Origin of the sequence: Enterobacter cloacae complex sp. 2021EL-01169, from assembly GCF_020733125.1 — a bacterium.
Lineage (GTDB): Bacteria > Pseudomonadota > Gammaproteobacteria > Enterobacterales > Enterobacteriaceae > Enterobacter > Enterobacter roggenkampii.
Genome location: NZ_JAJFTC010000001.1, coordinates 250,747 through 275,360, shown reverse-complemented (window position 1 = coordinate 275,360; position 24,614 = coordinate 250,747). Strand labels below are relative to the sequence as shown.

The 24,614-nt window shown below is 56.1% G+C and carries 27 protein-coding genes; 8 read left to right on the top strand and 19 right to left on the bottom strand.

What is annotated here, in order from left to right; all coding sequences use genetic code 11:
• Window positions 1-28: 28 nt before the first annotated feature.
• Complete coding sequence (gene yfbR / locus LLF79_RS01280; RefSeq protein WP_021241558.1) at window positions 29-628, top strand: 5'-deoxynucleotidase; 600 nt, start codon at window positions 29-31, stop codon at window positions 626-628.
• An 80-nt stretch (window positions 629-708) separates the two neighbouring features.
• Here yfbR and LLF79_RS01275 read toward each other — a convergent pair whose 3' ends face one another.
• The 4 genes from LLF79_RS01275 to yfbV form a co-directional block, all read right to left on the bottom strand.
• Window positions 709-2,541 carry an SLC13 family permease gene (locus LLF79_RS01275; protein ID WP_021241559.1) on the bottom strand — a complete coding sequence of 611 codons (1,833 nt, stop codon included), beginning with the start codon at window positions 2,539-2,541 and terminating at the stop codon, window positions 709-711.
• A 75-nt stretch (window positions 2,542-2,616) separates the two neighbouring features.
• The gene (locus tag LLF79_RS01270) at window positions 2,617-3,276 is read right to left on the bottom strand and encodes a sugar phosphatase (RefSeq protein ID WP_227879020.1); all 660 of its coding nucleotides are present in this window, start codon (window positions 3,274-3,276) and stop codon (window positions 2,617-2,619) included.
• Between the two features lie 11 nt (window positions 3,277-3,287).
• On the bottom strand, window positions 3,288-3,782 hold the full coding sequence (locus LLF79_RS01265) for a YfbU family protein (protein WP_008502874.1): 495 nt from the start codon (window positions 3,780-3,782) through the stop codon (window positions 3,288-3,290).
• Between the two features lie 91 nt (window positions 3,783-3,873).
• Window positions 3,874-4,329, bottom strand: coding sequence for a terminus macrodomain insulation protein YfbV (yfbV, locus tag LLF79_RS01260; protein WP_008502875.1), 456 nt, complete (start codon window positions 4,327-4,329; stop codon window positions 3,874-3,876).
• Between the two features lie 337 nt (window positions 4,330-4,666).
• Here yfbV and ackA point away from each other — a divergent pair, with 337 nt between their 5' ends.
• The gene (gene ackA / locus LLF79_RS01255) at window positions 4,667-5,869 is read left to right on the top strand and encodes an acetate kinase (RefSeq protein ID WP_008502876.1); all 1,203 of its coding nucleotides are present in this window, start codon (window positions 4,667-4,669) and stop codon (window positions 5,867-5,869) included.
• 76 nt (window positions 5,870-5,945) lie between these two features.
• The gene (gene pta / locus LLF79_RS01250; protein WP_023294122.1) at window positions 5,946-8,087 is read left to right on the top strand and encodes a phosphate acetyltransferase; all 2,142 of its coding nucleotides are present in this window, start codon (window positions 5,946-5,948) and stop codon (window positions 8,085-8,087) included.
• A gap of 111 nt (window positions 8,088-8,198) precedes the next feature.
• Here the strand turns inward: pta and LLF79_RS01245 are convergent, their stop codons facing one another.
• The 5 genes from LLF79_RS01245 to LLF79_RS01225 form a co-directional block, all read right to left on the bottom strand.
• On the bottom strand, window positions 8,199-9,152 hold the full coding sequence (locus LLF79_RS01245; RefSeq protein ID WP_008502878.1) for a transketolase family protein: 954 nt from the start codon (window positions 9,150-9,152) through the stop codon (window positions 8,199-8,201).
• Window positions 9,145-9,975 (bottom strand): transketolase, encoded by an 831-nt coding sequence (locus tag LLF79_RS01240; protein WP_032663153.1) that lies wholly within the window; start codon window positions 9,973-9,975, stop codon window positions 9,145-9,147. The genes LLF79_RS01245 and LLF79_RS01240 overlap by 8 nt, the downstream gene beginning before the upstream one ends.
• Entirely contained in the window at window positions 9,972-11,363 is a 1,392-nt protein-coding gene (locus LLF79_RS01235) for a PTS ascorbate transporter subunit IIC (RefSeq protein ID WP_227879019.1), read from the bottom strand. Before LLF79_RS01235 ends, LLF79_RS01240 begins: the two co-directional genes overlap by 4 nt.
• A 21-nt stretch (window positions 11,364-11,384) precedes the next feature.
• A complete protein-coding gene (locus tag LLF79_RS01230; protein WP_003861447.1) occupies window positions 11,385-11,657 on the bottom strand; it encodes a PTS sugar transporter subunit IIB in 273 nt (90 codons plus the stop codon).
• 80 nt (window positions 11,658-11,737) lie between these two features.
• Complete coding sequence (locus LLF79_RS01225; protein WP_044597875.1) at window positions 11,738-12,181, bottom strand: PTS sugar transporter subunit IIA; 444 nt, start codon at window positions 12,179-12,181, stop codon at window positions 11,738-11,740.
• Window positions 12,182-12,415: 234 nt separating this feature from the next.
• Here LLF79_RS01225 and LLF79_RS01220 point away from each other — a divergent pair, with 234 nt between their 5' ends.
• Window positions 12,416-13,435 carry a LacI family DNA-binding transcriptional regulator gene (locus tag LLF79_RS01220; protein WP_021241565.1) on the top strand — a complete coding sequence of 340 codons (1,020 nt, stop codon included), beginning with the start codon at window positions 12,416-12,418 and terminating at the stop codon, window positions 13,433-13,435.
• A gap of 3 nt (window positions 13,436-13,438) precedes the next feature.
• On the opposite strand, the gene yfcD is transcribed toward LLF79_RS01220, so the two are convergent.
• Genes yfcD through yfcF form a run of 3 tightly spaced genes read right to left on the bottom strand, consistent with a single transcriptional unit; the run spans window position 13,439 to window position 15,301 of the window.
• Window positions 13,439-13,993, bottom strand: coding sequence for an NUDIX hydrolase YfcD (gene yfcD / locus LLF79_RS01215; protein WP_008502582.1), 555 nt, complete (start codon window positions 13,991-13,993; stop codon window positions 13,439-13,441).
• A 55-nt stretch (window positions 13,994-14,048) separates the two neighbouring features.
• Complete coding sequence (gene yfcE, locus LLF79_RS01210; RefSeq protein ID WP_065102614.1) at window positions 14,049-14,600, bottom strand: phosphodiesterase; 552 nt, start codon at window positions 14,598-14,600, stop codon at window positions 14,049-14,051.
• A 56-nt stretch (window positions 14,601-14,656) separates the two neighbouring features.
• Window positions 14,657-15,301, bottom strand: a complete 645-nt coding sequence (gene yfcF / locus LLF79_RS01205; RefSeq protein WP_008502584.1) for a glutathione transferase — start codon at window positions 15,299-15,301, stop codon at window positions 14,657-14,659.
• 140 nt (window positions 15,302-15,441) lie between these two features.
• On the opposite strand from yfcF, the gene yfcG reads away from it, so the two are divergent.
• The 4 genes from yfcG (at window position 15,442) to LLF79_RS01185 (ending at window position 17,976) form a co-directional block, all read left to right on the top strand.
• Window positions 15,442-16,071 (top strand): GSH-dependent disulfide bond oxidoreductase, encoded by a 630-nt coding sequence (gene yfcG / locus LLF79_RS01200; protein ID WP_008502585.1) that lies wholly within the window; start codon window positions 15,442-15,444, stop codon window positions 16,069-16,071.
• Window positions 16,072-16,146: 75 nt separating this feature from the next.
• Window positions 16,147-16,515, top strand: a complete 369-nt coding sequence (gene folX, locus LLF79_RS01195; protein ID WP_008502586.1) for a dihydroneopterin triphosphate 2'-epimerase — start codon at window positions 16,147-16,149, stop codon at window positions 16,513-16,515.
• 13 nt (window positions 16,516-16,528) lie between these two features.
• The gene (locus LLF79_RS01190; protein ID WP_021241567.1) at window positions 16,529-17,422 is read left to right on the top strand and encodes a TIGR01777 family oxidoreductase; all 894 of its coding nucleotides are present in this window, start codon (window positions 16,529-16,531) and stop codon (window positions 17,420-17,422) included.
• Window positions 17,423-17,466: 44 nt separating this feature from the next.
• Window positions 17,467-17,976 (top strand): GNAT family N-acetyltransferase, encoded by a 510-nt coding sequence (locus LLF79_RS01185; RefSeq protein WP_032663146.1) that lies wholly within the window; start codon window positions 17,467-17,469, stop codon window positions 17,974-17,976.
• 98 nt (window positions 17,977-18,074) lie between these two features.
• Here LLF79_RS01185 and hisP read toward each other — a convergent pair whose 3' ends face one another.
• The 7 genes from hisP to purF form a co-directional block, all read right to left on the bottom strand.
• On the bottom strand, window positions 18,075-18,848 hold the full coding sequence (hisP, locus tag LLF79_RS01180) for a histidine ABC transporter ATP-binding protein HisP (protein WP_014832781.1): 774 nt from the start codon (window positions 18,846-18,848) through the stop codon (window positions 18,075-18,077).
• Window positions 18,849-18,856: 8 nt separating this feature from the next.
• Window positions 18,857-19,573: an ABC transporter permease gene (locus LLF79_RS01175; protein WP_008502590.1), complete on the bottom strand. Its 717-nt coding sequence runs from the start codon at window positions 19,571-19,573 to the stop codon at window positions 18,857-18,859.
• On the bottom strand, window positions 19,570-20,256 hold the full coding sequence (locus tag LLF79_RS01170; RefSeq protein ID WP_008502591.1) for a histidine ABC transporter permease HisQ: 687 nt from the start codon (window positions 20,254-20,256) through the stop codon (window positions 19,570-19,572). Before LLF79_RS01170 ends, LLF79_RS01175 begins: the two co-directional genes overlap by 4 nt.
• Window positions 20,257-20,344: 88 nt before the next feature.
• Window positions 20,345-21,127, bottom strand: coding sequence for a histidine ABC transporter substrate-binding protein HisJ (gene hisJ, locus LLF79_RS01165; protein WP_227879018.1), 783 nt, complete (start codon window positions 21,125-21,127; stop codon window positions 20,345-20,347).
• 226 nt (window positions 21,128-21,353) lie between these two features.
• Entirely contained in the window at window positions 21,354-22,136 is a 783-nt protein-coding gene (argT, locus tag LLF79_RS01160) for a lysine/arginine/ornithine ABC transporter substrate-binding protein ArgT (RefSeq protein ID WP_008502593.1), read from the bottom strand.
• Window positions 22,137-22,427: 291 nt separating this feature from the next.
• Window positions 22,428-22,997: a UbiX family flavin prenyltransferase gene (locus LLF79_RS01155; protein ID WP_032663144.1), complete on the bottom strand. Its 570-nt coding sequence runs from the start codon at window positions 22,995-22,997 to the stop codon at window positions 22,428-22,430.
• Between the two features lie 89 nt (window positions 22,998-23,086).
• Window positions 23,087-24,604 carry an amidophosphoribosyltransferase gene (gene purF, locus LLF79_RS01150; protein WP_021241570.1) on the bottom strand — a complete coding sequence of 506 codons (1,518 nt, stop codon included), beginning with the start codon at window positions 24,602-24,604 and terminating at the stop codon, window positions 23,087-23,089.
• Window positions 24,605-24,614: the final 10 nt, after the last annotated feature.

Here is a 24,614-nt window from a genome sequence, read left to right as displayed (position 1 = left end):
CTGTCGCAGTGAAGACAAAAGGTAACCTATGAGTCAGAGTCACTTCTTTGCCCACCTCTCCCGCCTGAAACTCATCAACCGCTGGCCGCTGATGCGCAATGTCCGCACGGAAAATGTGTCAGAGCACAGTCTGCAGGTTGCGATGGTCGCTCACGCGCTGGCCGCGATTAAAAATCGCAAATTCAACGGTCAGGTTAATCCAGAGCGCATCGCCCTGCTGGCGATGTACCACGATGCGTCAGAAGTGCTGACCGGCGATCTGCCTACGCCGGTGAAATATTTCAACTCGCAGATTGCGCAGGAATATAAGGCCATTGAGAAAATTGCCCAGCAGAAGCTGATTGAGATGGTGCCCGAAGAGCTTCGTGATATTTTCGAGCCGCTTATCAACGAGCATCAGTACACGGAAGAGGAGAAGTCGCTGGTTAAACAGGCCGACGCGCTGTGTGCCTATCTGAAGTGTCTCGAAGAGTTGTCCGCAGGGAATAACGAATTCTTGCTGGCGAAAACGCGCCTGGAAAAAACGCTGGAATCCCGCCGCAGCGAAGAGATGGATTACTTTATGCAGGTGTTTGTACCGAGCTTCCATTTATCGCTGGATGAGATCAGCCAGGACTCTCCCCTCTGATTTTCGCCCAGCGGCGCTGCGGTTGCAGGGCCTACGGGCTTGTAGGCCGGGTAAGGCGCAGCCGCCACCCGGCAAAATGCTCAGAACGGAAACAGGACCGGTATCAATACCACGCACACCACCATCACCAGCACGGTGAACGGCACGCCCAGCTTCACGAAATCGCTGAATCGATAGTTCCCCGGTCCCAGCACCAGCGTGTTTACCGGTGAAGAGACCGGCGTCATAAACGCCGCGGAAGCGGCCATCGCCACCATCATCGCAAACGGATACGGCGATACGCCCATGGACTTCGCCATCGCCAGGGCGATAGGTGCCATCAGTACCGCCGTCGCGGTGTTCGAGATAAACAGGCCGATGGTGGCGCACATGATAAACAGGCAGACCATCATCATGTACGGCCCATACCCGCCGCCCACGTCCATTAAGCCTTTAACGATCAGGTCTACCCCGCCGGTTTTTTGCAGCGCCAGGGCGAAGGGCATCATCCCGACAATGAGAATGATGCTCGGCCAGTGAATGGCCTTATAGGCGCTTTCGGCGTCAATGCAGCGGAATTTACCCATCAACAGGCAGGCGATGATTGCGGCGACCGGATTGGGGATCTCATCGGTCAGCATCAGCGCCACCATCAATACCAGGCAAAAAATCGCATGGGGCGCCTGGCTGTGGGCCGGGGAGGCGTCGCTCTCCTCAACGGGCATGTTGAGCACCACAAAATCACGCCCTTTTTGCCCGAGCTGGCTAATCAGCTTCCAGTTACCGACGACGAGAAAAATATCGCCCAGCAGGATCGGCTCATCCACCACCGCCCCTTCCATCGCCACGCCATCGCGCTTCAGCCCCACGACGTTCAGGCCATAGCGGGTACGGAACCCCATCTCCCGCACGGTTTTACCCAGCAGTTCCGATTCCGGGATCAGCGACACCTCGGCCATGCCGACATCCAGCGCCTGATCGGAGAAATACTCCCCGCGCAGCACCATCGGCTCCAGCAGCTGTTCGCTGCAGAACTCGCGCAGGTCCACATCCGCGGTGGACATATCAATCAGCAGGACGTCACGCGCGCGGAATTCCGACACCCCGTTGACGTTGACGATCACCCGGCGAAAACGTCGCCAGCGCTCTACGCCGATCACATTCGCGCCATAGCGCTCACGCAGCTTCAGGTCATCCAGCCGCTGCCCCACCATCGGCGAGCCGGGCCGGATCGCCAGACGGCGCGCGCGCCCGGTAAGGCGGTACTCCTTAATCAGATCGCGGAAGGTGCGTCGCTTCCATCCTTCTTTATTTTTGTCCTGTTTTTCACCTTTCAGGGCAAAACGGGTCAGCAGCATGTAGACCACGCCCATGACCAGAATGACCAGCCCAAGCGGGGTGACGCTGAAAAAGCTAAAGCCCTCAAATCCTTCCCGGATCAGTTCGCTGTTGACGACCAGATTCGGCGGCGTTGCCACCAGAGTCATCATGCCGCTGATAAGCCCGGCAAAGCTCAGGGGCATCATCAGGCGCGACGGCGAGCTCTGCATCCGCATGGAGACGCTCAGCACCACCGGGATAAAGATAGCGACCACGCCCGTGGAACTCATAAACGCCCCCAGCCCGGCGACGGTTACCATCAGGTAGATCAGCATCTTGGTTTCGCTGCTGCCCGCCACTTTTACCAGCCACGCCCCCATGATGGTCGCTACGCCGGTGCGCACCAGACCATCCCCGATGATAAACAGGGCGGCAATCAGGATAACGTTGGGATCGCTAAATCCGGAGAAGGCTTCCGGCAGCGTCAGCGTTCCGCTCAGCACAAACGCGACGATGACAAACAGGGCGACGGCGTCCATGCGAACCTTGCCCGTGGCAAAAAGAATGATGGCGATTAAAAGCAGGCTCAGGACCCAAATCAGTTCACCGTTCACAACCTATCCTTGTCAGTGGAAGATGAGAAATTTTGCCATAAAAAAGCCCCAGCAATGTGGGGCCATATCATGGGATTACATTTTTAGCGAGACGGTTACAACTCCGTCAGAGGCTTTTGAAACAGACAGTGCCGTCAGTGAATCCAGCACCAGGTCTGCCTCGTCCAGGCGGGGAGATTCCGCAGGAACGTTAACGGCAATGACGTGGCTTCCTGCGTTCAGCCCGGCCAGTACGCCAGCCGCCGCATCTTCGACCACCACGCACTCTGCGGGGTCCAGGCCCAGCAGTTCAGCGCCCAGTAAAAATGCGTCAGGCTCCGGTTTACCCCGCTTCACGCGCTCCGCCGTGATAAACACGTCCGGCGTTGGCAACCCTGCAGCCTTGTGCCGGGCGTGGGCCACCGGCACGGAACCGGAGGTGACGATAGCCCACGGGATCTGCGCCTCGTTCAGATGCTCAAGCAGTTCGCGCGCGCCAGGTAACGCGGTGATGCCGTCCGTATCGGTGGCTTCAATTTGTTCCAGGTACTTGAACTCCGCCTGAATGTCGTCCTCAGAGCGTCCGGCCAGGAAGTGCCGTAGCGAGGTGATGGCCTGTTTGCCATGGATAAAATTCAGCACGTCCTGATGGTTGATGCCATGTCTGTCAGCCCAATGGCACCAGGAACGTTCCACAACCGGCAGCGAGTCCACCAGCGTACCGTCCAGATCAAACAGAAAACCTCTACACTGCACACGCACCTCCGTCAGGCATTAATGATTTGTTGAATTTCGTTGCTGCTTAAATGGTACTGACGCGGGCAGGCGTGCCACGCGCTCAGCATACGCTGATATTTATCCCACATCGGGGTCTGCGCGTTGAAGCCGTGGGTACCCGCGTCAAAGTGGGTATAACGCCCTTCCGTATTCACCATAAAGCGAACATAGCTCAGATAACGCGCTTCCGTTGCGGCATCAAAGCCTAAGAAGGTGACGCGGCGCTCGTCAATGGACTGTTGATCTTTGAGATTCGTCCAGGAGACGTGCAGGGCGTGATACATCTCCATAATGTCGATCACGATGCGACAGGTTTCTTCTTTCAGCTCGCCAAACTCGCGGTCCAGTTCGCGCATTTGCAGACCAAAGCCGCGTTCGACGATGGTTTGCAGGCGGCTGTAGCGCGCAGCGTTATCGGGATCAAGCATAGTCATCATCTTGTACTGGTTAGACAAAATCAGACGTTGGGCATGGGTCATTTCCATCTTTCGACTCCTGTAGCGCATTGCACTTAAAAAAAAGACACGGTAACTGATTGTTACTGTGCCCTCTTTTCTTGGTCGTTTCGATGATCAATCACAAGTCATCGAGGAATGTTTTATCCAGTTGCTTAAATGCACGCTTTAACGTGTCCGCCAGCGCCTGGTAATCCGGCTTGCCTTCCACCGGGGCGAGCGCCTGCCCGGCCTCTTCCAGTTTACCGCGCACTTCATAAAACCAGTGTAAAATAGAAGGGGGAAGTGGCGTGATGGACCGTTTACCTAACCACCACAGGCCCTGCATTGGCAGGCTTAATGCGAAGAGCGCCGTGGCAACGGCAGGACCAAGCTGTCCACCCAACGCAATCTGCCAGCACAGCGTAAAGATAGCGACAGGCGGCATAAAGCGAATCGCATAGCGCGTGGCGCGGATGGTGCGATTCTCAATAAACATCGGCGCAAGGCGCTTTTCCATCGGCCACGTCTTTGCGTAATGCTGTCCCCGACGAAACAGGCTAAAGAAATTAACGGACGGGTTCTCTGGTGTCGACATGGCTGTACCTCAACTTCACATATAAAAATTAAAATTTTCGTGCAAAACCACAACAAGCTATGACAACGTTCAAAATATTTTGTCATCACTACCCCGTATCGGGTATCCTGTGCCAGCCTGATAGGGCCTTAGACGAGAATCATTAGCTCGTCAAATTATTGCATATTATGCCATTGGCTGAAAATTGTGCAAAATGGCATAAAATCATAGTTATTTCTTCCATCATGCCACAATGTTCGTTTGGCATGATGTTAATCATAAATGTCCGGGTCATCATGCGTTACGCTGTTAGACTCACTGACGTTTTTTTAGCCACGTATCAATAATAGGTACTTCCATGTCGAGTAAGTTAGTACTGGTTCTGAACTGCGGTAGCTCCTCACTGAAATTCGCCATCATCGATGCGCTCAACGGTGACGAATACCTCTCTGGTTTGGCCGAATGTTTCCATCTGCCTGAAGCACGTATCAAGTGGAAGATGGACGGCAGCAAACAAGAAGCGGCTTTAGGTGCAGGCGCCGCTCACAGTGAAGCGCTGAACTTTATCGTTAACACTATTCTGGCACAAAAACCAGAACTGTCTGCTCAGCTGACTGCGATTGGTCACCGTATCGTCCACGGCGGCGAAAAATACACCAGCTCCGTGGTGATCGACGACTCTGTGATCCAGGGCATCAAAGACTCTGCCTCTTTCGCACCGCTGCACAACCCGGCTCACCTGATCGGTATCGCTGAAGCGCTGAAATCCTTCCCAAATCTGAAAGACAAAAACGTGGCCGTATTCGACACCGCGTTCCATCAGACCATGCCGGAAGAGTCTTACCTCTATGCCCTGCCATACAGCCTGTACAAAGAGCACGGCGTACGTCGCTACGGCGCGCACGGCACCAGCCACTTCTATGTGACTCAGGAAGCGGCAAAAGTGCTGAACAAGCCGGTTGAAGAACTGAACATCATCACCTGCCACCTGGGCAACGGTGGTTCTGTTTCTGCTATCCGCAACGGTAAATGTGTTGATACGTCCATGGGTCTGACCCCGCTGGAAGGTCTGGTGATGGGTACCCGTTCCGGTGACATCGACCCGGCGATCATCTTCCACCTGCACGACACCCTGGGCATGAGCGTTGACCAGATCAACAAAATGCTGACCAAAGAGTCTGGCCTGCTGGGTCTGACCGAAGTCACCAGCGACTGCCGTTACGTTGAAGACAACTACGCAGAGAAAGAAGACGCTAAACGTGCAATGGACGTTTACTGCCACCGTCTGGCGAAATACATCGGCTCTTACACTGCGCTGATGGAAGGCCGTCTGGACGCGGTTATCTTCACCGGTGGTATCGGTGAGAACGCGGCAATGGTTCGTGAACTGTCCCTGGGCAAACTGGGCGTTCTGGGCTTCGACGTTGATCACGAGCGTAACCTGGCTGCCCGCTTCGGCAAGTCTGGCTTCATCAACAAAGAAGGCACCCGCCCTGCTCTCGTTATCCCAACTAACGAAGAACTGGTTATCGCGCAAGACGCGCACCGCCTGACTGCCTGATTCCACACCGCCAGCAATGCTGGCGGTGCTGTTTTGTAACCCGCCCGATTTGGGCGGTAACGAAAGAGGATAAACCGTGTCCCGTACTATTATGCTGATCCCTACCGGAACCAGCGTCGGCCTGACCAGCGTCAGCCTTGGCGTTATCCGTGCTATGGAACGCAAAGGCGTTCGTCTGAGCGTCTTTAAGCCAATCGCCCAGCCACGTGCCGGTGGCGATGCACCAGACCAGACCACCACCATCGTTCGCAAGAACTCCAATCTGCCGGCGGCTGAACCGCTGAAGATGAGCCACGTTGAGTCTCTGCTCTCCAGCAACCAGAAAGACGTGCTGATGGAAGAGATCATCGCCAACTACCATGCTAACGCGCAAGACGCAGAAGTGGTGCTGGTTGAAGGTCTGGTTCCAACCCGCAAACACCAGTTTGCCCAGTCTCTGAACTTCGAAATCGCGAAAACCCTGAACGCAGAGATCGTTTTCGTGATGTCTCAGGGCACTGACACCCCGGAACAGCTGAACGAGCGTATCGAACTGACGCGCAGCAGCTTCGGCGGCGCGAAAAATACCAACATCACCGGCGTGATCGTCAACAAGCTGAACGCGCCAGTGGATGAGCAGGGCCGTACTCGCCCTGACCTGTCCGAGATCTTCGACGACTCGTCCAAAGCGAAAGTCATCAAAGTTGACCCGGCTAAGCTGCAGGAATCCAGCCCGCTTCCGGTTCTGGGCGCGGTGCCATGGAGCTTCGATCTGATTGCCACCCGTGCAATCGACATGGCGCGTCACCTGAACGCGACCGTGATTAACGAAGGCGACATTAACACCCGTCGCGTGAAGTCCGTGACCTTCTGTGCGCGTAGCATTCCGCACATGCTGGAACACTTCCGCGCAGGTTCCCTGCTGGTGACCTCCGCAGACCGTCCTGACGTGCTGGTTGCAGCCTGCCTGGCCGCAATGAACGGCGTGGAAATCGGTGCGATCCTGCTGACCGGTGCCTACGAGATGGACCCACGCGTCAGCAAGCTGTGCGAACGCGCGTTCGCTACCGGCCTGCCGGTCTTTATGGTGAACACCAACACCTGGCAGACCTCCCTGAGCCTGCAGAGCTTCAACCTGGAAGTGCCGGTTGATGACCACGAGCGTATCGAGAAAGTTCAGGAATACGTTGCGGGCTACATCAACGCAGACTGGATCGAATCCCTGACCGCGACCTCCGAGCGCAGCCGCCGTCTGTCTCCGCCAGCCTTCCGTTACCAGCTGACCGAGCTGGCGCGTAAAGCGGGCAAACGCGTTGTTCTGCCAGAAGGCGACGAACCACGTACCGTTAAAGCGGCGGCTATCTGTGCAGAGCGCGGCATCGCGACCTGTGTGCTGCTGGGTAACCCGGATGAGATCAACCGCGTAGCGGCCTCTCAGGGCGTTGAGCTGGGCGCTGGCATCGAAATCGTTGACCCGGAAGTGGTTCGCGAAAGCTACGTTGCCCGTCTGGTTGAGCTGCGTAAGAACAAGGGCATGACCGAAGCCGTTGCGCGTGAGCAGCTGGAAGACAACGTGGTGCTGGGCACGCTGATGCTGGAGCAGGACGAAGTTGACGGCCTGGTTTCCGGTGCGGTTCACACCACGGCGAACACCATCCGTCCACCGCTGCAGCTGATCAAAACCGCGCCAGGCAGCTCTCTGGTGTCTTCCGTGTTCTTCATGCTGCTGCCTGAACAGGTTTACGTTTACGGCGACTGCGCGATCAACCCGGATCCAACCGCAGAGCAGCTGGCAGAGATCGCTATCCAGTCCGCAGACTCCGCGACCGCTTTCGGTATCGAGCCACGCGTGGCGATGCTCTCCTACTCCACCGGCACATCTGGTGCAGGTAGCGACGTAGAGAAAGTGCGTGAAGCGACCCGTATTGCGCAGGAAAAACGCCCTGATCTGATGATCGACGGCCCGCTGCAGTACGATGCCGCAGTCATGGCTGACGTTGCAAAATCCAAAGCGCCGAACTCGCCGGTTGCAGGTCGCGCTACCGTGTTCATCTTCCCGGATCTGAACACCGGTAACACCACCTACAAAGCGGTACAGCGTTCTGCCGACCTGATCTCCATCGGGCCAATGCTGCAGGGCATGCGCAAACCTGTGAACGACCTGTCTCGTGGCGCACTGGTAGACGATATCGTTTACACCATCGCGCTGACAGCGATCCAATCTTCGCAGCAGCAGTAATGTATTGCCGGATGGCGCTTCGCTTATCCGGCCTACAAAACCGTAGGCCCGGTAAGCGCTAGCGCCACCGGGCAACAAAAAGGCGACCACTTAACTGGTCGCCTTTTTTATTTACAGCAGCTCGCGCGCCGCCGATACAATCTCATGTGCCGTCAGGCCATACTCTTTCTGCAGGAAATCCTGCGTTCCCACCTGGCCGTAACGCTCCTTGACCCCGACCCGCCGCATCGGCACCGGACAGGTTTCCACCAGCACTTCTGCCACCGCCGACCCCAGCCCGTTGTGAATGCTGTGGTTTTCACAGGTCACGATGCGCCCGGTTTTCTCGGCGTAGTTTTTCACCAGCATCCGGTCGATGGGCTTCAGGGTAAACATGTCGATGACCGCCGCGCTGACGCCCTCCTGCTCAAGCTGCCGCGCCGCCTCAAGGGCTTCTGCAACCATGATGCCGTTGGCAATCAGCGTGATATCGCTCCCCTCGCGCAGCACGTTACCTTTTCCAATGGTGAAGGTGGAGCCCGGCGCATACACGCTCGGCGCCTGCTTGCGGATGGTCCGCACCCAGTAGAAGCCGTCGAGATCGATAAGCTGGCGCAGCACGTCCTCAAACATCACCGCGTCGGTCACCTCCAGCACCACCGAATGCGCCAGCCCGCGCACAATGCCCATATCCTCAAACGACATATGCGTTCCGCCGTTGTGGCAGGCCGTCACGCCCGCGTCTGAGGCAATCACCTTCACGTTGTTGCGCTGATAGTCCAGGGACATAAACAGCTGGTCAAAGCAGCGGCGGCTGGCAAAGGCGGTGAAGGTGTGAACGAACGGCTTGCGGCCGGTAAGCGACAGCCCGGCTGCCGTGCCGATGACGTTAGCTTCCATAATGCCGCAGTTAATCACGTGCTGCGGATAATCGCGCGCCACGCCGTCCATCGCCATCGAGCTCATCAGGTCGGCTTCAAGCGCAATGATGTCGCTTCCGGCCTCAATCTGCTTTGCCACGAAGCCCGCGTAAACTTTTCGCATCTCAACGGCGTCTTTCTGTCCTGCCGGTGCAACCTTAATCATGTGAAGCCTCCAGTTGGCGAATCGTCTCATTGAGGGCCGCTTTGCTCTCCGCGGTCAATCGCAGGTGGTGCGAGTTGCTGAGCTGTTCCAGGTACGGTACACCCTGCCCCTTAATGCTATCGAGGATGACGACTAACGGACGCGCATCGGCAGCCGGGACCCGCGACGTCACCGCCAGCAGCGCCGGAATGTCGTCCCCCTTGACCGTCACCACGTCAAAGCCAAAGGCGCGGAATTTGCCCTCGAGGTCGAACGCGCAGATGATCTCGTCCAGCTCGCCGTCGAGCTGCTGTTTGTTCCAGTCGACAAACACCGTCAGGTTGTTCAGGCGATGGTGGGCAATAAACTGGAACGCTTCCCAGCACTGACCTTCGTTCAGCTCGCCGTCGCCGACGATGCAGAAGACCCGATTCGGCCGCCCTGCCAGCCTGTGCGACAGCGCCATGCCGCCGGCGATGGAAATCCCCTGCCCCAGCGAACCGGTGGTAGCATCTACGCCGCGCGTTTTCAGGCGGTCCGGGTGGCTGGGCAGGCGCGTCCCGTTTTGGTTGAGCGTGCTCAGCTCTTCTATCGGGAAGTAGCCCTTGATCGCCAGGGTGCTGTAGAGCGCCGGGCCCGCATGGCCTTTTGACAGCACAAAGTAGTCTCGCTCTGGCCAGTCCGGGTCCGCCGGGTCGATTTTCATCACCGCGCCGTACAGCACGGCCAGGGTTTCAACCACCGACATGCTACCGCCGTAGTGGCCAAATCCCAGCTGCGTCAGGGATTTCAGCGTCTCAAGACGGATCTGACGCGCGAGTTCGGTTATCTCTTTCTCATTCATGATTTGGCTCCGGTGTTTTCCTGCGCGTTACCGCCCGCAGGTTTGTTTTTCGCGAAGACGTTGTACGCCACCAGCAGCGCGAACAGCGCCACGACCAGCCCGGTGATGGCCAGCGGCGACAGGAAGCGCGCCAGGTTGCCGAGCACAATCCCAACCGCGCCGAAGTCGGCGTCAGAGAAGGTGGTGTTGGCAAAGCCAATGGCGCCCAGTACCGGCAGCAGCAGGACCGGCAGGAAGGTAATCAGCAGGCCGTTGGCAAAGGCGCCAATCATCGCCCCGCGACGTCCGCCGGTGGCGTTACCGAACACGCCCGCGGTTGCGCCGGTGAAGAAGTGCGGCACCACGCCCGGGAGGATCAGCACCCAGCTAAACTGACCGCAGATGAACAACCCCACAATCCCGCCGAGGAAGCTGAACAGGAAGCCAATCAGCACCGCGTTAGGTGCATAGGGATACACCACCGGGCAGTCCAGCGCAGGACGCGCGTTCGGCACCAGTTTTTCCGAGAAGCCGGTAAAAGCCGGGACGATTTCCGCCAGAATCAGGCGTACGCCCTGAAGGATGATGAACACGCCCGCCGCGAAAGTGATAGCCATGATGATGGCGTACACGAGGTAGTTCTGACCGGCGCTGAAGGTGGCCTCGACGTACTCACGCCCGGCGCTCACCGCCAGGATGAGGTAGATAATCATCATGGTCAGGGAGATGGAGACTGAGCTGTCGCGCAGGAAGCTCAGGTTCTTCGGCAGGTTCATCTCTTCCGTTGAGCGGGAGCCCTTACCGACCTTGCTGCCAATCCAGCCGGACAGCACGTAGCCCAGCGTGCCGAAGTGGCCGAAGGCAATCTCATCGTTGCCGGTAATGCGCTTCATGTAGCGCTGCGCAATCGCCGGGAAGAAAGCCATGATCAGGCCGAGGATCAGCGACCCGGTAAAGACCAGCCCTACGCCTTCAAAGCCCGCCACCGTCAGGATCACGCCAATCATGCACGCCATATAAAACGTATGGTGTCCTGTCAGGAAGATATACTTCAGGCGGGTAAAGCGGGCGACGATAATATTCGCCACCATCCCGAAGGCCATAATCAACGCGGTCGCTGCACCGTATTTTTCGAGCGCAATGGACACAATGGCTTCATTATTTGGAATAATGCCCTGAATAGTAAAAGCGTGTTCAAACATGCCGCCTAACGGATTTAATGATCCCACCAGCACCGTGGCGCCGCCGCCCAGCACAATAAAGCCGAGAATGGTTTTAATCGTCCCTTTCACCACGTCCGAAAACGTTTTTTTCTGCGCAACCAGACCAATAAGCGCAATTAAGCCGACCAGCACCGAAGGGACTTTTAAAATATCAACAACGAAATTCAGCGTTTCAAGGATAAACATATCCACCTCGCCTTATCAGGGTTATTGTCTTTCGAACCAGGCGCGCAGCTGCGCTTCAAGTTCGTTGATGTCGATTATGTTGTTGATCACCACCAGCTGGCTCTCCGGCACGCTGGCGCTGGCCGCAATGTCTTTTGCCATCACGAACAGATCGGCCGCGCCCGGCGTCGCCGAGGAGAGATCGGAGTGTTCAACCTCAGCCTCAATCTCCAGCTTTTTGAGCACCTTTTTAATATTCATTTCGACCATAAAACTGCTGCCCAGGCCAGAACCGCAAATAGCCATGATTTTCATTGTTGTCCCCTTATTTTGAGTAGAGTACGCCTCATCACGCTGACGCGTAATGTAGTGAAAAACCGGATTACAGAATTAAATCAGAAGCGGTTAATAATTGTTTTAATTTCCTCCAGGGTATTCGCCTGATGCAGTTTCTCCATCTCCTCGTCGCTGGAAAATAATTCTGCGAGTGCGGATATCATTTCGATATGGCTATGTTTGTCCGGTGCCGCAAGCATGATAATCACATCGACAGGGTCAAACTCACCGGCACCAAACGAGACGCCCTGTTTTAGTTTTAATAACGACAACCCCAGTCCTTTGGCGCCTTCCTCCGGCCGCGCATGCGGCATCGCCAGCCCTGGTGCCAGCACATAATAAGGTCCTAACGCGTGGTGCTGCTTGATGATGGCCGTGACGTAGTCAGGCTCAATCACCTGCAAATCCAGCAGCGGCTTCGCGCACAGCTTCAGCGCCTGCGGCCAGTCTTTCACGCTCTCCTGCAGCGTGATGGTTGTATCATATATCCATTTTTTGAGCACTTTTCACTCCCGCCACATGTTTAAGATGAGCAAACTTTATTCAACGCATCGCGGATTGACTGCGATCGCGATCACAAAGATAGCGCTACCAATCGTTAACATGCAGAAATGTGATAGCGCTATCAAATTGCAATCACGTTGCTAAATCACAGCAAAAAAAGGGATTTAAGGCGTATACTGCCTGTCACGTGAAACGAAGGAAAAAAAGAACGCGTCTGGTCAGCAGGAAGGTGTATGTCTCTAACCCGAAAACGGCGCAGTACTGGTAAAGTGACACTCGCCGATGTCGCACAGCTTGCCGGTGTGGGCACGATGACCGTGTCCCGTGCGCTTCGCACGCCCGAACAGGTTTCCGATAAACTACGAGAAAAAATAGAAGCCGCGGTACAAGAGTTAGGCTATATGCCCAATCTTGCCGCCAGTGCCCTTGCCTCGGCCTCGTCATGGACAATAGCCATGGTGGTGCCCAACCTCTCCGAAGCCGGCTGCTCGGAGATGTTCGCCGGGCTACAGCAGGTGCTGCAGCCTGCCGGATATCAGATCATGCTGGCAGAATCCCAGCATCGTCTTGAGCAGGAGGAGAAGTTGCTGGAGACGCTGCTGGCGTCAAATATCGCCGCAGCGATTTTGCTCAGCGTTGAACATACCGACACCGTTCGCCACTGGCTGAAAAACGCCTCGATTCCGGTGATGGAGATGGGCGCCATGCGCGCCGATCCGATTGATATGAACATCGGGATTGATAACGTGGCGGCCATGTTTGAGCTCACGGAGATGGTCATTAAGCGCGGCTATCAAAACATTGGCCTGCTGTGCGCCAACCAGGAGCAGTGGATTTTCCAGCAGCATCTGCAGGGCTGGTATAAAGCCATGCTTCGCCACCATATGTCGCCTAACCGGGTCATTAACGCGGCGATGCCGCCGAGCTTCTCGACCGGCGCGGCGCAGCTGCCCGAATTCCTGCTGGCATGGCCTGAGCTGGATGCGCTGGTGTGCGTCTCTGACGAGCTGGCCTGCGGCGCGCTGTACGAGTGCCAGCGCAGGCGAATCAAAGTGCCGGACGATCTGGCAGTGGTAGGGTTTGGCGATAGCGACGTGAGCCGCGTCTGTCAGCCGCCGCTGACGACCATGGCGGTGCCGCATCGTAAGATTGGCATCGAAGCCGGGAAAGCGCTACTGGAGCGCCTGAATGGTGGAGACTGGCGCGATCAAAAGCCCATCGCGTCCAGCCTGTGTCTGAGAGAGAGCTGCTGACGCTTACTCAGCCTCTTCCTCTTTTTCTGATTTGGTCGATTCGTTTTTGGCGTTGCGGGTCATCCACAGCGCCAGCGCTTTTAACGAATCCGGCGTGAACTCGTCGCAGCGCGCGGTGATCTCTTCCGGCGTCATCCAGCTGACTTCACTCACTTCTTCTTCCTGCAGGGCGAACGGGCCGTGGGAGACGCAGCTAAACAGCCCGCCCCAGACGCGGCAGTTCTCGTCTTCGAAATAGAACTGACCGTGCTCGGCAAACGGCACGCCGGCGATGCCTAACTCCTCTTCCGCTTCACGACGCGCAGAATCCAGCAGCACTTCATCCGCCTGGACGACGCCGCCTGCAGTGGCATCCAGCATACCCGGGAGAAAATCTTTGGTGTCCGTGCGGCGCTGAACCAGAATTTTACCCATACCGTCATGCACAACGATATATGTCGCACGGTGACGCAGGCGCTCCGCACGCATTTGCTCGCGGCTGGCCTGCGCGATCACTTCATTCTCTTCGTTGACAATGTCAACCCACTCTGTACTTGCCAAATGACTCTGCTCCACCATCGGGAAACCTTCTTTTCTTAGCGCTCTTTCGGCGCGTTTGCAGTTGAGGTGTAACTTACGGATTAATCGCTACCTGCGCAATAACTTGCTGATCATTAAGTGCGATAACGCTCAGGGTATTTCCCTCCAGCATGCCGTAGCTCGCAGGATACCCGCCTTTTGGGATGCTGACCGAGCCCGGATTAAAGTGATAAATCTCACCGCGTTTTTCCGCAACCGGAATATGAGTATGACCGTAAACCAGGACATCGCCAGCCGCGAGGGCCGGGAGATTATCCGGGCCGAAAAGATGCCCGTGGGTCAGGAACAGACGGTGTTGTTCGAGCAGCACCTGCTGCCACGGCGCGGTAATGGGAAAATGCAGCAGCATCTGGTCCACTTCGCTGTCACAGTTGCCGCGAACGGCGATGATGCGCGAGGCATACGGGTTGAGTTTTTCCGCGACCTGCGCAGGGTCATAGCCTTCCGGCAGCGCGTTGCGTGGGCCGTGATTCAACACGTCACCCAGAATAATCAGCCACTTCGCACCGCTTTTCTCAAACAGAGAAAGGACACGCTCGGTCGCGGGCAGCGATCCATGGATATCCGACGCAAACATCAGTTTCATCAGTCACTCCTCGGGAAAACAGACTGCCCCCATCATACCTGAAGCGTCAGGGCTTATCAGCCCGCGCGCTTAGCCGAGAGTGCCACATAGCGCTGCACGGAGGCACGCTGCCACTGGAACGCGGCATAATCCACCAGCAGCTGCGGCACCTCGTCACCGTTGAGGATCAGGCGGTTTAGCATCAGCGCCAGATCGGCATCCGCAATGCACCACTCGCCGAACAGGTTTGGGTTGCCATGGGCGAGCAGTAAGGAGGCGGTTTCAATCAGCTTCTGCGCGCTTTCCTGCCCTTCTGCGCTGAGGGCGGGCTTTTTCACCCCGGCAAACACGACGTCCGTGGAGCGTTCAACGCGAATCGGCACCAGATCGCTGCGCAGCCACGCCTGGATCTGCCGCGCCCGGGCGCGCTTTTGCAGATCGTGAGGATAGATACGCTCCCACTCCGGGGGGGCGAACCGATCTTCCAGGTATTCATCGATCGCCGACGATTCGCTCAGGGCAAATCCGTCAATCTCCAGCACCGGCACGCGACGGGTCAGGTCGTAACCCTGCCACTGCGGCTTGAGATGTTCACCGCCGTCGAGATCAACGGTCTTCAGGGTAAAAGCGAGTCCTTTTTCGGCCAGCGCAACGTAAACGCTCATGACATAGGGAGAAAAGAAGTTCGCATCGGACCACAACGTGATGACGGGCTGGTTCATAACATCCTCATAGGCTGATCGGTTTTTACTCAACATATAATCTCTTGGCCTCGCTGTCACTTGATGAAAACTCACGATTTACAACAACCACCTATACTCATTTGTCATGGCACCACTATTCGCATGGACAGGAGTTGAGAATGATCGACCTTTATTATGCCCCTACCCCAAACGGCCATAAGATCACCCTCTTTCTTGAAGAAGCCGAGCTGGATTACAGGATCATTCGCGTGGATATCAGCAAAGGCGAGCAGTTCAGCCCTCTCTTTCTGGCTATCTCGCCGAATAATAAAATCCCGGCCATCATTGATAACCAGCCGGCGGACGGGGGCAGACCGTTGAGCCTGTTTGAATCCGGTGAAATTTTGCTCTACCTGGCGGAGAAAACCGGCAAGCTGCTGAGCGGCGAACTGCGCGAGCGCCACCATACGCTGCAATGGCTTTTCTGGCAGGCAAGCGGGCTGGGCCCCATGCTGGGACAAAATCATCATTTTACCGCTTACGCCCCGCAACCCATTCCTTATGCGATAGAGCGCTATCAGGTTGAGACGCAGCGGCTCTACGACGTTCTGAACCGTCGGCTGGAGAAAACGCCGTGGCTCGGGGGCGATCATTACAGTATTGCCGACATCGCCTGCTGGCCGTGGGTCAATACGCATGAAAAACACCGAATTGACCTGGCCGCTTACCCGGCGGTGAACAACTGGTTTGAGCGCATCCGGACCCGCCCGGCGACCGAGCGAGCGATGCAAAAAATCCAGCAAATTTAACCCGGTATGAGGCTGGGTGCCTGTGAGGCTCTCATGTATTATGGGCAGGAAATACTGACACGGAGAAGACCTGCAATGTCACAGCCAGACGCCATTATTCGTATAAAAAATTTACGCCTGCGTACCTTCATCGGTATCAAAGAGGAAGAGATCGCCAACCGTCAGGATATTGTTATTAATGTGGTGATTCACTACCCCGCAGACAAAGCGCGCGCCAGCGAAGACATCAATGACGCGCTGAACTACCGCACAATCACCAAGAACATTATCCAGTTTGTGGAGAATAACCGTTTCTCTCTGCTGGAAAAATTAACTCAGGATGTGCTCGATATCGCACGCGAACATCACTGGGTCACTTATGCTGAAGTTGAGATCGATAAACTTCACGCCCTGCGTTACGCCGACTCCGTCTCTATGACGTTAAGCTGGAAACGCCAGGCGTAAATCTGGAGGTTGTATGAAGATTTTGCTGACCGGCGGTACTGGCCTGATTGGTCGTCACCTCATTGCGCGTCTGCAGGCCTTGCACCACGACATCACCGTGGTCTCGCGCAGCCCGGAAAAAGCGCGTCAGGTGCTGGGGGCAGGTGTTGATATCTGGAAAAATCTGGCCGAGCAGCAAAATCTGGACGGTTTCGACGCCGTTATTAACCTCGCGGGAGAACCCATCGCCGATAAGCGCTGGACGGAAGAGCAAAAACAGCTGTTATGCAGCAGCCGGTGGAACATTACCGAAAAGCTGGTCGAGCTGATCCGCAACAGCCATACGCCGCCTTCCGTGCTGATTTCGGGTTCCGCAGTAGGCTATTACGGCGATCTTGGCGAGGTGGTGGTGACCGAGGAAGAGCCTCCCCATAACGAGTTCACCCATAAGCTCTGCGCCCAGTGGGAGCGTATCGCCTGCGCGGCGCAGAGCGATCGGACCCGCGTTTGCCTGCTGCGGACCGGTGTCGTCCTCGCGCCGAAAGGCGGCATTCTGGCGAAGATGCTTCCCCCTTTCAGGCTAGGACTCGGTGGCCCCATCGGCAATGGCCGTCAGTATATGGCGTGGATCCATATCGACGATATGGTCAACGGGATTCTCTGGCTGCTGGATAACGATCTGCGCGGGCCGTTTAACATGGTTGCGCCGTATCCGGTGCGAAATGAACAGTTTGCCCACGCGCTGGGACATGCCCTGCACCGCCCGGCGATATTGCGCGTTCCTGCGACGGCGATTCGGCTGCTGATGGGTGAAGCGTCTGTTCTGGTTCTGGGCGGACAGAGAGCGCTGCCAAAACGGCTGGAAGCGGCCGGGTTTGCGTTCCGCTGGTATGAATTAGAAGAGGCGCTGGGGGATGTGGTGCGGTGAATATGGTACAGTGACAGGCCATGTTCCGAAGAAATGGCGTAACAATGGCAACCATCACCACACCCCGGCTTCACCTCACCCCTTTTGAACCCGCTGACTGGGCCTTCTTTCGCTCGCTGCGTGAAGATCGCCGCATCATGCGCTATATGGCCGCCATCGCCCCGGAAAAAGAGACCCGACGCGTGTTTGCCGCGCGACTCGCTGCTGCTCATGTGTTTGTCATTCGCGCCCGGGATGATGATACGCCGCTGGGCGATATCGGCCTGCAGATTAGCGCTGAGAATCGTGAAGAGGCGGATATCGGCTATACGGTTGTGCCTGCCGCGCAGGGGAAAGGTATCGCCAGCGAAGCGCTGCGCGCGGTGTGTGATTACGCCTTTAACCAGACCGGCGTGAAGGCGATTAATGCGTACGTGCTGGCGGACAACGGCGGGTCGATACGGGTGCTGGAGAAAACCGGGTTTGTGCGTATGCAGGTACTGGAAAAGGCGTATGAGATTGACGGCGTGCGCTATGACGACTGGGTGTACCGGCTGGAGTGTAGTGCGGCCTGAATGCCGGGCGGCACTGCGTTTGCCCGGCCTACGGTTTTGTAGGCCCGGTAAGCGAAGCGCCACCGGGCGATTGGGCTGCACTGCGGTCTGATGCCCTCTTACTTCAGAGAGCCTTTAAGGAACTGCTGCAAACGCGGGCTTTGCGGGTTTGCCAGCACCTCATCCGGATGCCCCTGCTCTTCAATTTTCCCCTGATGCAGGAAAATCACGTGGTTCGAGACGTTACGGGCGAAGCCCATCTCGTGCGTCACGACCACCATCGTTTTGCCCTCTTCGGCCAGCTTCTGCATGATGCGCAGCACTTCGCCAACGAGTTCAGGGTCCAGCGCGGAGGTCGGTTCGTCGAACAGCAGCACCTCGGGCTCCATCGCCAGCGCGCGGGCGATAGAGACACGCTGCTGCTGACCGCCGGAGAGATGCACCGGGTATTTCATCTGCTGGCGTTCGTCGATGCCCACTTTCGCCAGGTATTTCACCGCGCGCTCGCGGGCTTCATGCTTGCTCAGGCCCAGCACCTGAACCGGTGCTTCCATCACGTTCTCCAGCACCGTCATGTGGCTCCAGAGGTTAAAGTGCTGGAATACCATCGTCAGGCGCGTACGCAGCAGGCGCAGCTGGTTCTTGTCTGCCACCTTCAGCTGGCCGTCTTTGTCACGCACCAGGTTGATATTCTGCCCGCTCACCACAATTGAGCCTTCACTCGGCTTTTCGAGGAAGTTGATGCAGCGCAGGAAGGTACTTTTTCCCGAGCCAGATGAGCCGATGATACTGATCACGTCGCCCGCATTCGCCTGCAGCGACACCCCTTTCAGCACTTCATGTTCGCCGTAGCGTTTGTGCAAATCAATTACGTTTAATTTGTTCTCAGCCATCATCTTTCTCAGTGCGTCGAAGAAGGTTTTATATGCTGCAACCAGCGTTTTTCAGCCTTACGGAACAGGCTAATCAGAACATAAGAGATAATTAAATAGAGCACCGCCGCAATGCCAAACGCGGTAAACGGCTGATAGGTTGCGGAGTTAATATCGCGCGCTATTTTGAGCAGGTCCGGCACCGTCGCGGTAAAGGCGAGCGCAGTCGAGTGCAGCATCAAAATCACTTCGTTACTGTAGGCCGGTAACGCGATACGCAGGGCCGATGGCAGAATGATGCAGCGGTAGAGTTTCACCGACGAGAAGCCGTAGGCCCGGGCAGCTTCAATTTCACCGTAAGGAACAGAACGAATCGCCCCCGCGAAAATCTCCGTGGTGTAGGCGCAGGTGTTGAGCGTCAACGCCAGCACCGTACAGTTCAGACCGCTGCGGAAGAACGCATTCAGCATCTCAGTGCCTTTTACGATCTCAAGCGTATACATTCCCGAGTAGAACACCAGCAGCTGCACGTACAGCGGCGTACCGCGAAAGACGTAGGTGAACAGCCAGATCGGGAACTGGATAAATTTATTGTTCGAGACGCGGCCAATGGCGAGAAACACCGCCAGAATACCGCCCATTACCACGGAGGAGATCAGCAGCCAGAGCGTAATCGCCACGCCGGTAAAGCGGTAGCCATCTGTCCACAGCAGCGATTTCCAGTATTCCTGAATAATCTCAATCACAGGTCAGCCCTCTTCACACCCACGGAGTAGCGACGCTCCAGCAGAAGCAGCACACCATTGGAGACGGTCGTAAAGACCAGATAAATCACGCCACAGACCACCGCAAAATAGAACGGCTCCCAGGTGCTCTTACCCGCCAGCTGAGTCGCTTTCACGACGTCTTCCAGACCGAGCAGCGAGACCAGCGCTGTCGCTTTGAGGATAACCTGCCAGTTGTTCCCGATGCCCGGCAGCGCGTAGCGCATCATGGCCGGGAACATAATTCGACGAAACGTTTGTGATGAGGTAAAACCAAATGCGGTTGCCGCCTCAATGTGACCTTTCGGCACGGCCATGTAAGCACCGCGGAAGGTTTCCGTGAAGTAGGCGCCGTAGATAAAACCGAGGGTAATAATACCGGCCACCATCGGGTCGATATCAATTTGTCCCATGCCCATCGCGTCTGTTATGCCGTTAAGCGCAATCTGCAGACCGTAAAAAATCAGCAGCATCAGCACCAGATCGGGAACGCCGCGAATGAGCGTGGTGTAGCCTTCAAAGATTAGCGCCAGCGGTTTGTTAGCTGAAAGCTTCGCCCCTGCGCCTGCCAGACCTATCAGCACCGCCAGCACCACGGAGCTGATAGCCAGCTCAAGGGTGACAAGCGCGCCCTGTAAAATAACGCCAGAAAATCCGTACAGCATACCGCGAGCCCTGTCGTATCGTGAGTGGTGGAACCGTGTCTTTTCCCCTCCCGCCGTGGGAGGGGCCGCACGTTATATGACGGGGCGATTAGCCGCCGTAAACATTAAAATCAAAGTACTTTTTCGCCAGCTTGTCGTACGTGCCGTCTGCGCGCATTTCAGCGAACGCCTTGTTCAGCGCCTCACGCAGTTCGTTGTCTTCTTTGCGCAGGCCCATACCGGTGCCCACACCAAACAGCTTAACGTCCTTAATAGACGGGCCGCCAAACTTGTAATCTTTACCTACCGGCGTTTTCAGGAAGCCTTCGCTAGCCGCGACTTCATCCTGGAATGCGGCATCAATACGGCCTGCCGTCAGGTCAGCGTAGATATTTTCCTGGCCCTGATAGGAGACAATTTCAATCCCCTTCGGTGCCCAGTGCTCGTTGCCGTAGGTTTCCTGAGTGGTGCCCTGCAGCACGCCCACGCGTTTGCCCTTCAGCGATTCCAGCGTTGGCTGAATATTAGACGATTTCGCCACCACCAGACGTGAATCGGCCGCGTAGAGTTTGTCGGTGAAGGCAATCTCCTGCTGGCGTTTTTCAGTGATGGAGAGGGAGGACATGATTACGTCGATTTTTTTCGCTTTCAGGGACGGGATCAGCGCATCCAACGGGTTCTCAACGTAGGTACACTGTGCTTTGATGCGTTTGCACAGCTCATTGGCCAGATCGATGTCAAAACCGACCAGTTCACCCTTTGAATTCTTCGATTCGAACGGCGCATAGGTAGGGTCGGTACCAATTCGAATTTTCTGCGGAATAGCTGCGAATGCCGCGGTGGCGCTGGAAAAGGCCAGTACCAGTGATAATGACAACACGAGTTTTTTCATATTTGTCCTCAACAAACTGTCTTCATACGGGATTTTTACGACGACGGGGTGGTGCTAATGTGCCATTAATCCCCTCAGTCAGGCAAAGATTAATGCCTTTCCAGCGGGAATTTTTGCATTATTAATGCGTAAGTATGCACACAGCGATCCAATACAGTGCATCAAATGCACCGTATTGGGTCAACCGCTCCCGTAACGCACCTTTCCGGTGCGTCACCGTCAGGTGTTATTCACCGTATACGTTGAAGTCGAAGTATTTCTTCGCCAGTTTGTCGTACGTACCGTCTTTACGCAGCTCTGCAAAGGCTTTGTCGAAGGCGGCTTTCAGCTCGGTATCATCCTTACGCAGGCCAATCCCGGTGCCGTCGCCAAAGTACTTTTTGTCTTTCACCGACGGGCCTGCAAACGCGTAGTCTTTACCCGCAGGCTGCTTCAGGAAGCCTTCGCTCGCGGCGACTTCATCCTGGAATGCCGCATCCAGACGGCCTGCCGCCAGGTCAGAGTAAATCAGATCCTGGTTCTGGTAAGCCACCACGTCTACGCCCTTCTCACGCCAGTTAGCATTGGCATAGCCTTCCTGAGTCGAACCCTGAAGCACGCCGACATGCTTGCCTTTCAGCGAGTCGATGGTGGGCTTAATCGGGGAGCCTTTAGGCGCAATCAGGCGAGAATCCGCGGCGTAGAGCTTGTCAGAGAAGGCAATCTCCTGCTGGCGTTTTTCAGTGATGGAAAGAGAAGAGATAATGGCGTCGATTTTCTTGGCTTTCAGCGACGGGATTAACGCGTCAAAGTCGCTGCCCACCCATGTGCATTTCACCGCAATGCGTTTGCACATTTCATTACCCAGATCGATATCAAACCCCACGAAATCGCCTTTCGCATCCTTGGAAGAGAATGGCGCGTAGGTTGCGTCTGTACCGATACGAACCGTCTGTGGAAGCGCTGCGTAGCTACCTGCTGCCGCACTTAACCCCACCAGCAAAGACAGAGCCAGAACCGTCTTCTTCATACATTTACCCTCAAGTACCGTGATTTTATTATGTATTGTGTTGTGTGTTGTGTTGCAGGCTTCATCTTGCAGGTCTTATGCCACATTGCCGTCTGGTTAAAACTTCGACGTTAAATATGTTAATAAAACGTTGCGATACTGCCTTAATGGTGAAAGATAGCAGGTCTGCCGAACGAACCGGAGAGAGAAAAAGGGAAAAAACGAATTAAATGTCGAGGATATGATCGCCGTTGCATAATTGCCCTGAAACAGGGCAACGTGTCTTTTCATGCACCGGCTATGTGCACAGATTCAGGCACCCTGCCAGCGGGTGAAGAGATCCTCGGGCAGGTCGATGTCGAACTGATCGAGTACGCGGTTAACGGTCTGGTTGATAATGTCGTCCAGCGTTTGTGGACGATGGTAGAACGCGGGCACCGGCGGCATGATCACAGCCCCCAGCTCAGCAGCCTGCGTCATTAAGCGCAGATGGCCCAGGTGCAGCGGCGTTTCCCGCACGCACAGCACCAGAGGACGCCGCTCCTTCAGCACCACATCCGCCGCACGCGTCACCAGGGTGTCGGTATAGCTGTTCACAATGCCGGAGAGCGTTTTGATTGAACAGGGCAGGATCACCATGCCGGCGGTTTTAAACGAGCCTGAGGAGATGCTGGCGGCGATATCACGGGCATCGTGAACGACATCCGCAAGCGCCTGAACATCGCGCAGGGAGAGATCGGTTTCCAGAGAGAGGGTCTGCCGCGCCGCCTGGCTCATCACCAGATGGGTTTCGACGTTCGCCACGTTACGCAGAACCTGTAGCAAACGTACGCCGTAAATCGCACCGCTGGCACCGCTGAGCCCAACTATGAGTCGTTTCATGATTTTCGCCCTTACTGATTTCAGGGCAGACTGTGCAGGATTTTGCAGGGAGTTGCAAGTGAGGGCATACGCCCTCACCTGCCGGAACATCAACCTTCGTTGTGCATCTCTAAGCTTTCAAGATCGTTCTGCAGCTGGACGGCTTTCGCATCGTCGTTGCGCAGCGAATCAAGATAGTCGAGATACTGCTGGTCAACGTCTTTGGTCACGTAAATACCGTTGAACACGGAGCATTCAAACTGCTGAATTTCCGGGTTCTCGGCACGCACCGCGTCGATGAGGTCGTTGAGGTCCTGGAAAATCAGGCCGTCAGCACCGATGATCTGGCGAATTTCATCCACTTCACGCCCGTGAGCGATCAGCTCGTTGGCGGTTGGCATATCAATACCGTACACGTTCGGGAAGCGAATCTCCGGCGCAGCAGAGGCCAGATAGACTTTCTTCGCACCCGCTTCGCGTGCCATCTCGATAATCTGCTCAGAGGTGGTACCGCGAACGATGGAGTCATCCACCAGCAGAACATTCTTGTCGCGGAATTCCGCGCGGTTAGCGTTCAGCTTGCGGCGCACGGACTTACGGCGCAGATGCTGCCCCGGCATGATAAAGGTGCGGCCAACGTAGCGGTTCTTCACGAAGCCCTGACGGTATGGCTTATCCAGAATGCGGGCGATCTCCAGCGCGATATCGCAGGAGGTTTCCGGGATAGGAATCACCACGTCGATGTCGAGATCGTCCCACTCGCGGGCAATCTTCTCGCCAAGCTTGGTGCCCATGTTGACGCGCGCGCTGTAGACGGAAATCTTGTCGATGAAGGAGTCCGGACGGGCAAAGTAAACGTATTCAAACAGGCACGGGTTGCTGACCGGGTTGTCGGCACACTGGCGGGTAAACAGCTGGCCCTTCTCGGTGATGTAGACCGCTTCGCCCGGCGCCACGTCGCGCAGGAATTCGAAGCCCAGGGTATCCAGCGCCACGCTTTCAGAGGCAACCATATATTCGGTACGGCCATCGCCGAGGTCGCGCTTGCCGAGTACCAGCGGACGAATGCCGTTTGGATCGCGGAAGGCCACCATGCCGTGACCGATGATCATCGCCACGCAGGCGTACGCACCGCGGATCTGACGGTTGGTCGCGGCAATCGCGGCAAAAATGTTGTCCGCTTCCAGCGGATAGTGACGGAAGTTATCCAGCTCGCTGGCGAACACGTTGAGCAGGATTTCAGAATCAGAGGTGGTGTTAATGTGGCGACGTTTCTCTTCGAACAGCTTTTTACGCAGCTCATGCGCGTTGGTCAGGTTGCCGTTATGGGCAAGGGTGATGCCATACGGTGAGTTGACGTAGAAAGGCTGTGCCTCAGAGGCGCTGGAACTGCCAGCGGTAGGATAACGAACGTGACCGATCCCCATATTACCTTGCAGACGCTGCATATGGCGGGCTTCAAACACATCGTTTACCAGGCCATTCGCCTTGCGTAAACGGAAGCAGTTGTTTGCATCAATGGTGATGATACCCGCAGCATCCTGCCCACGGTGCTGAAGCACCGTTAACGCGTCATAAATCGACTGGTTTACCGGCATGAAACCGGCGATACCGACAATACCGCACATTCGTCTTTTC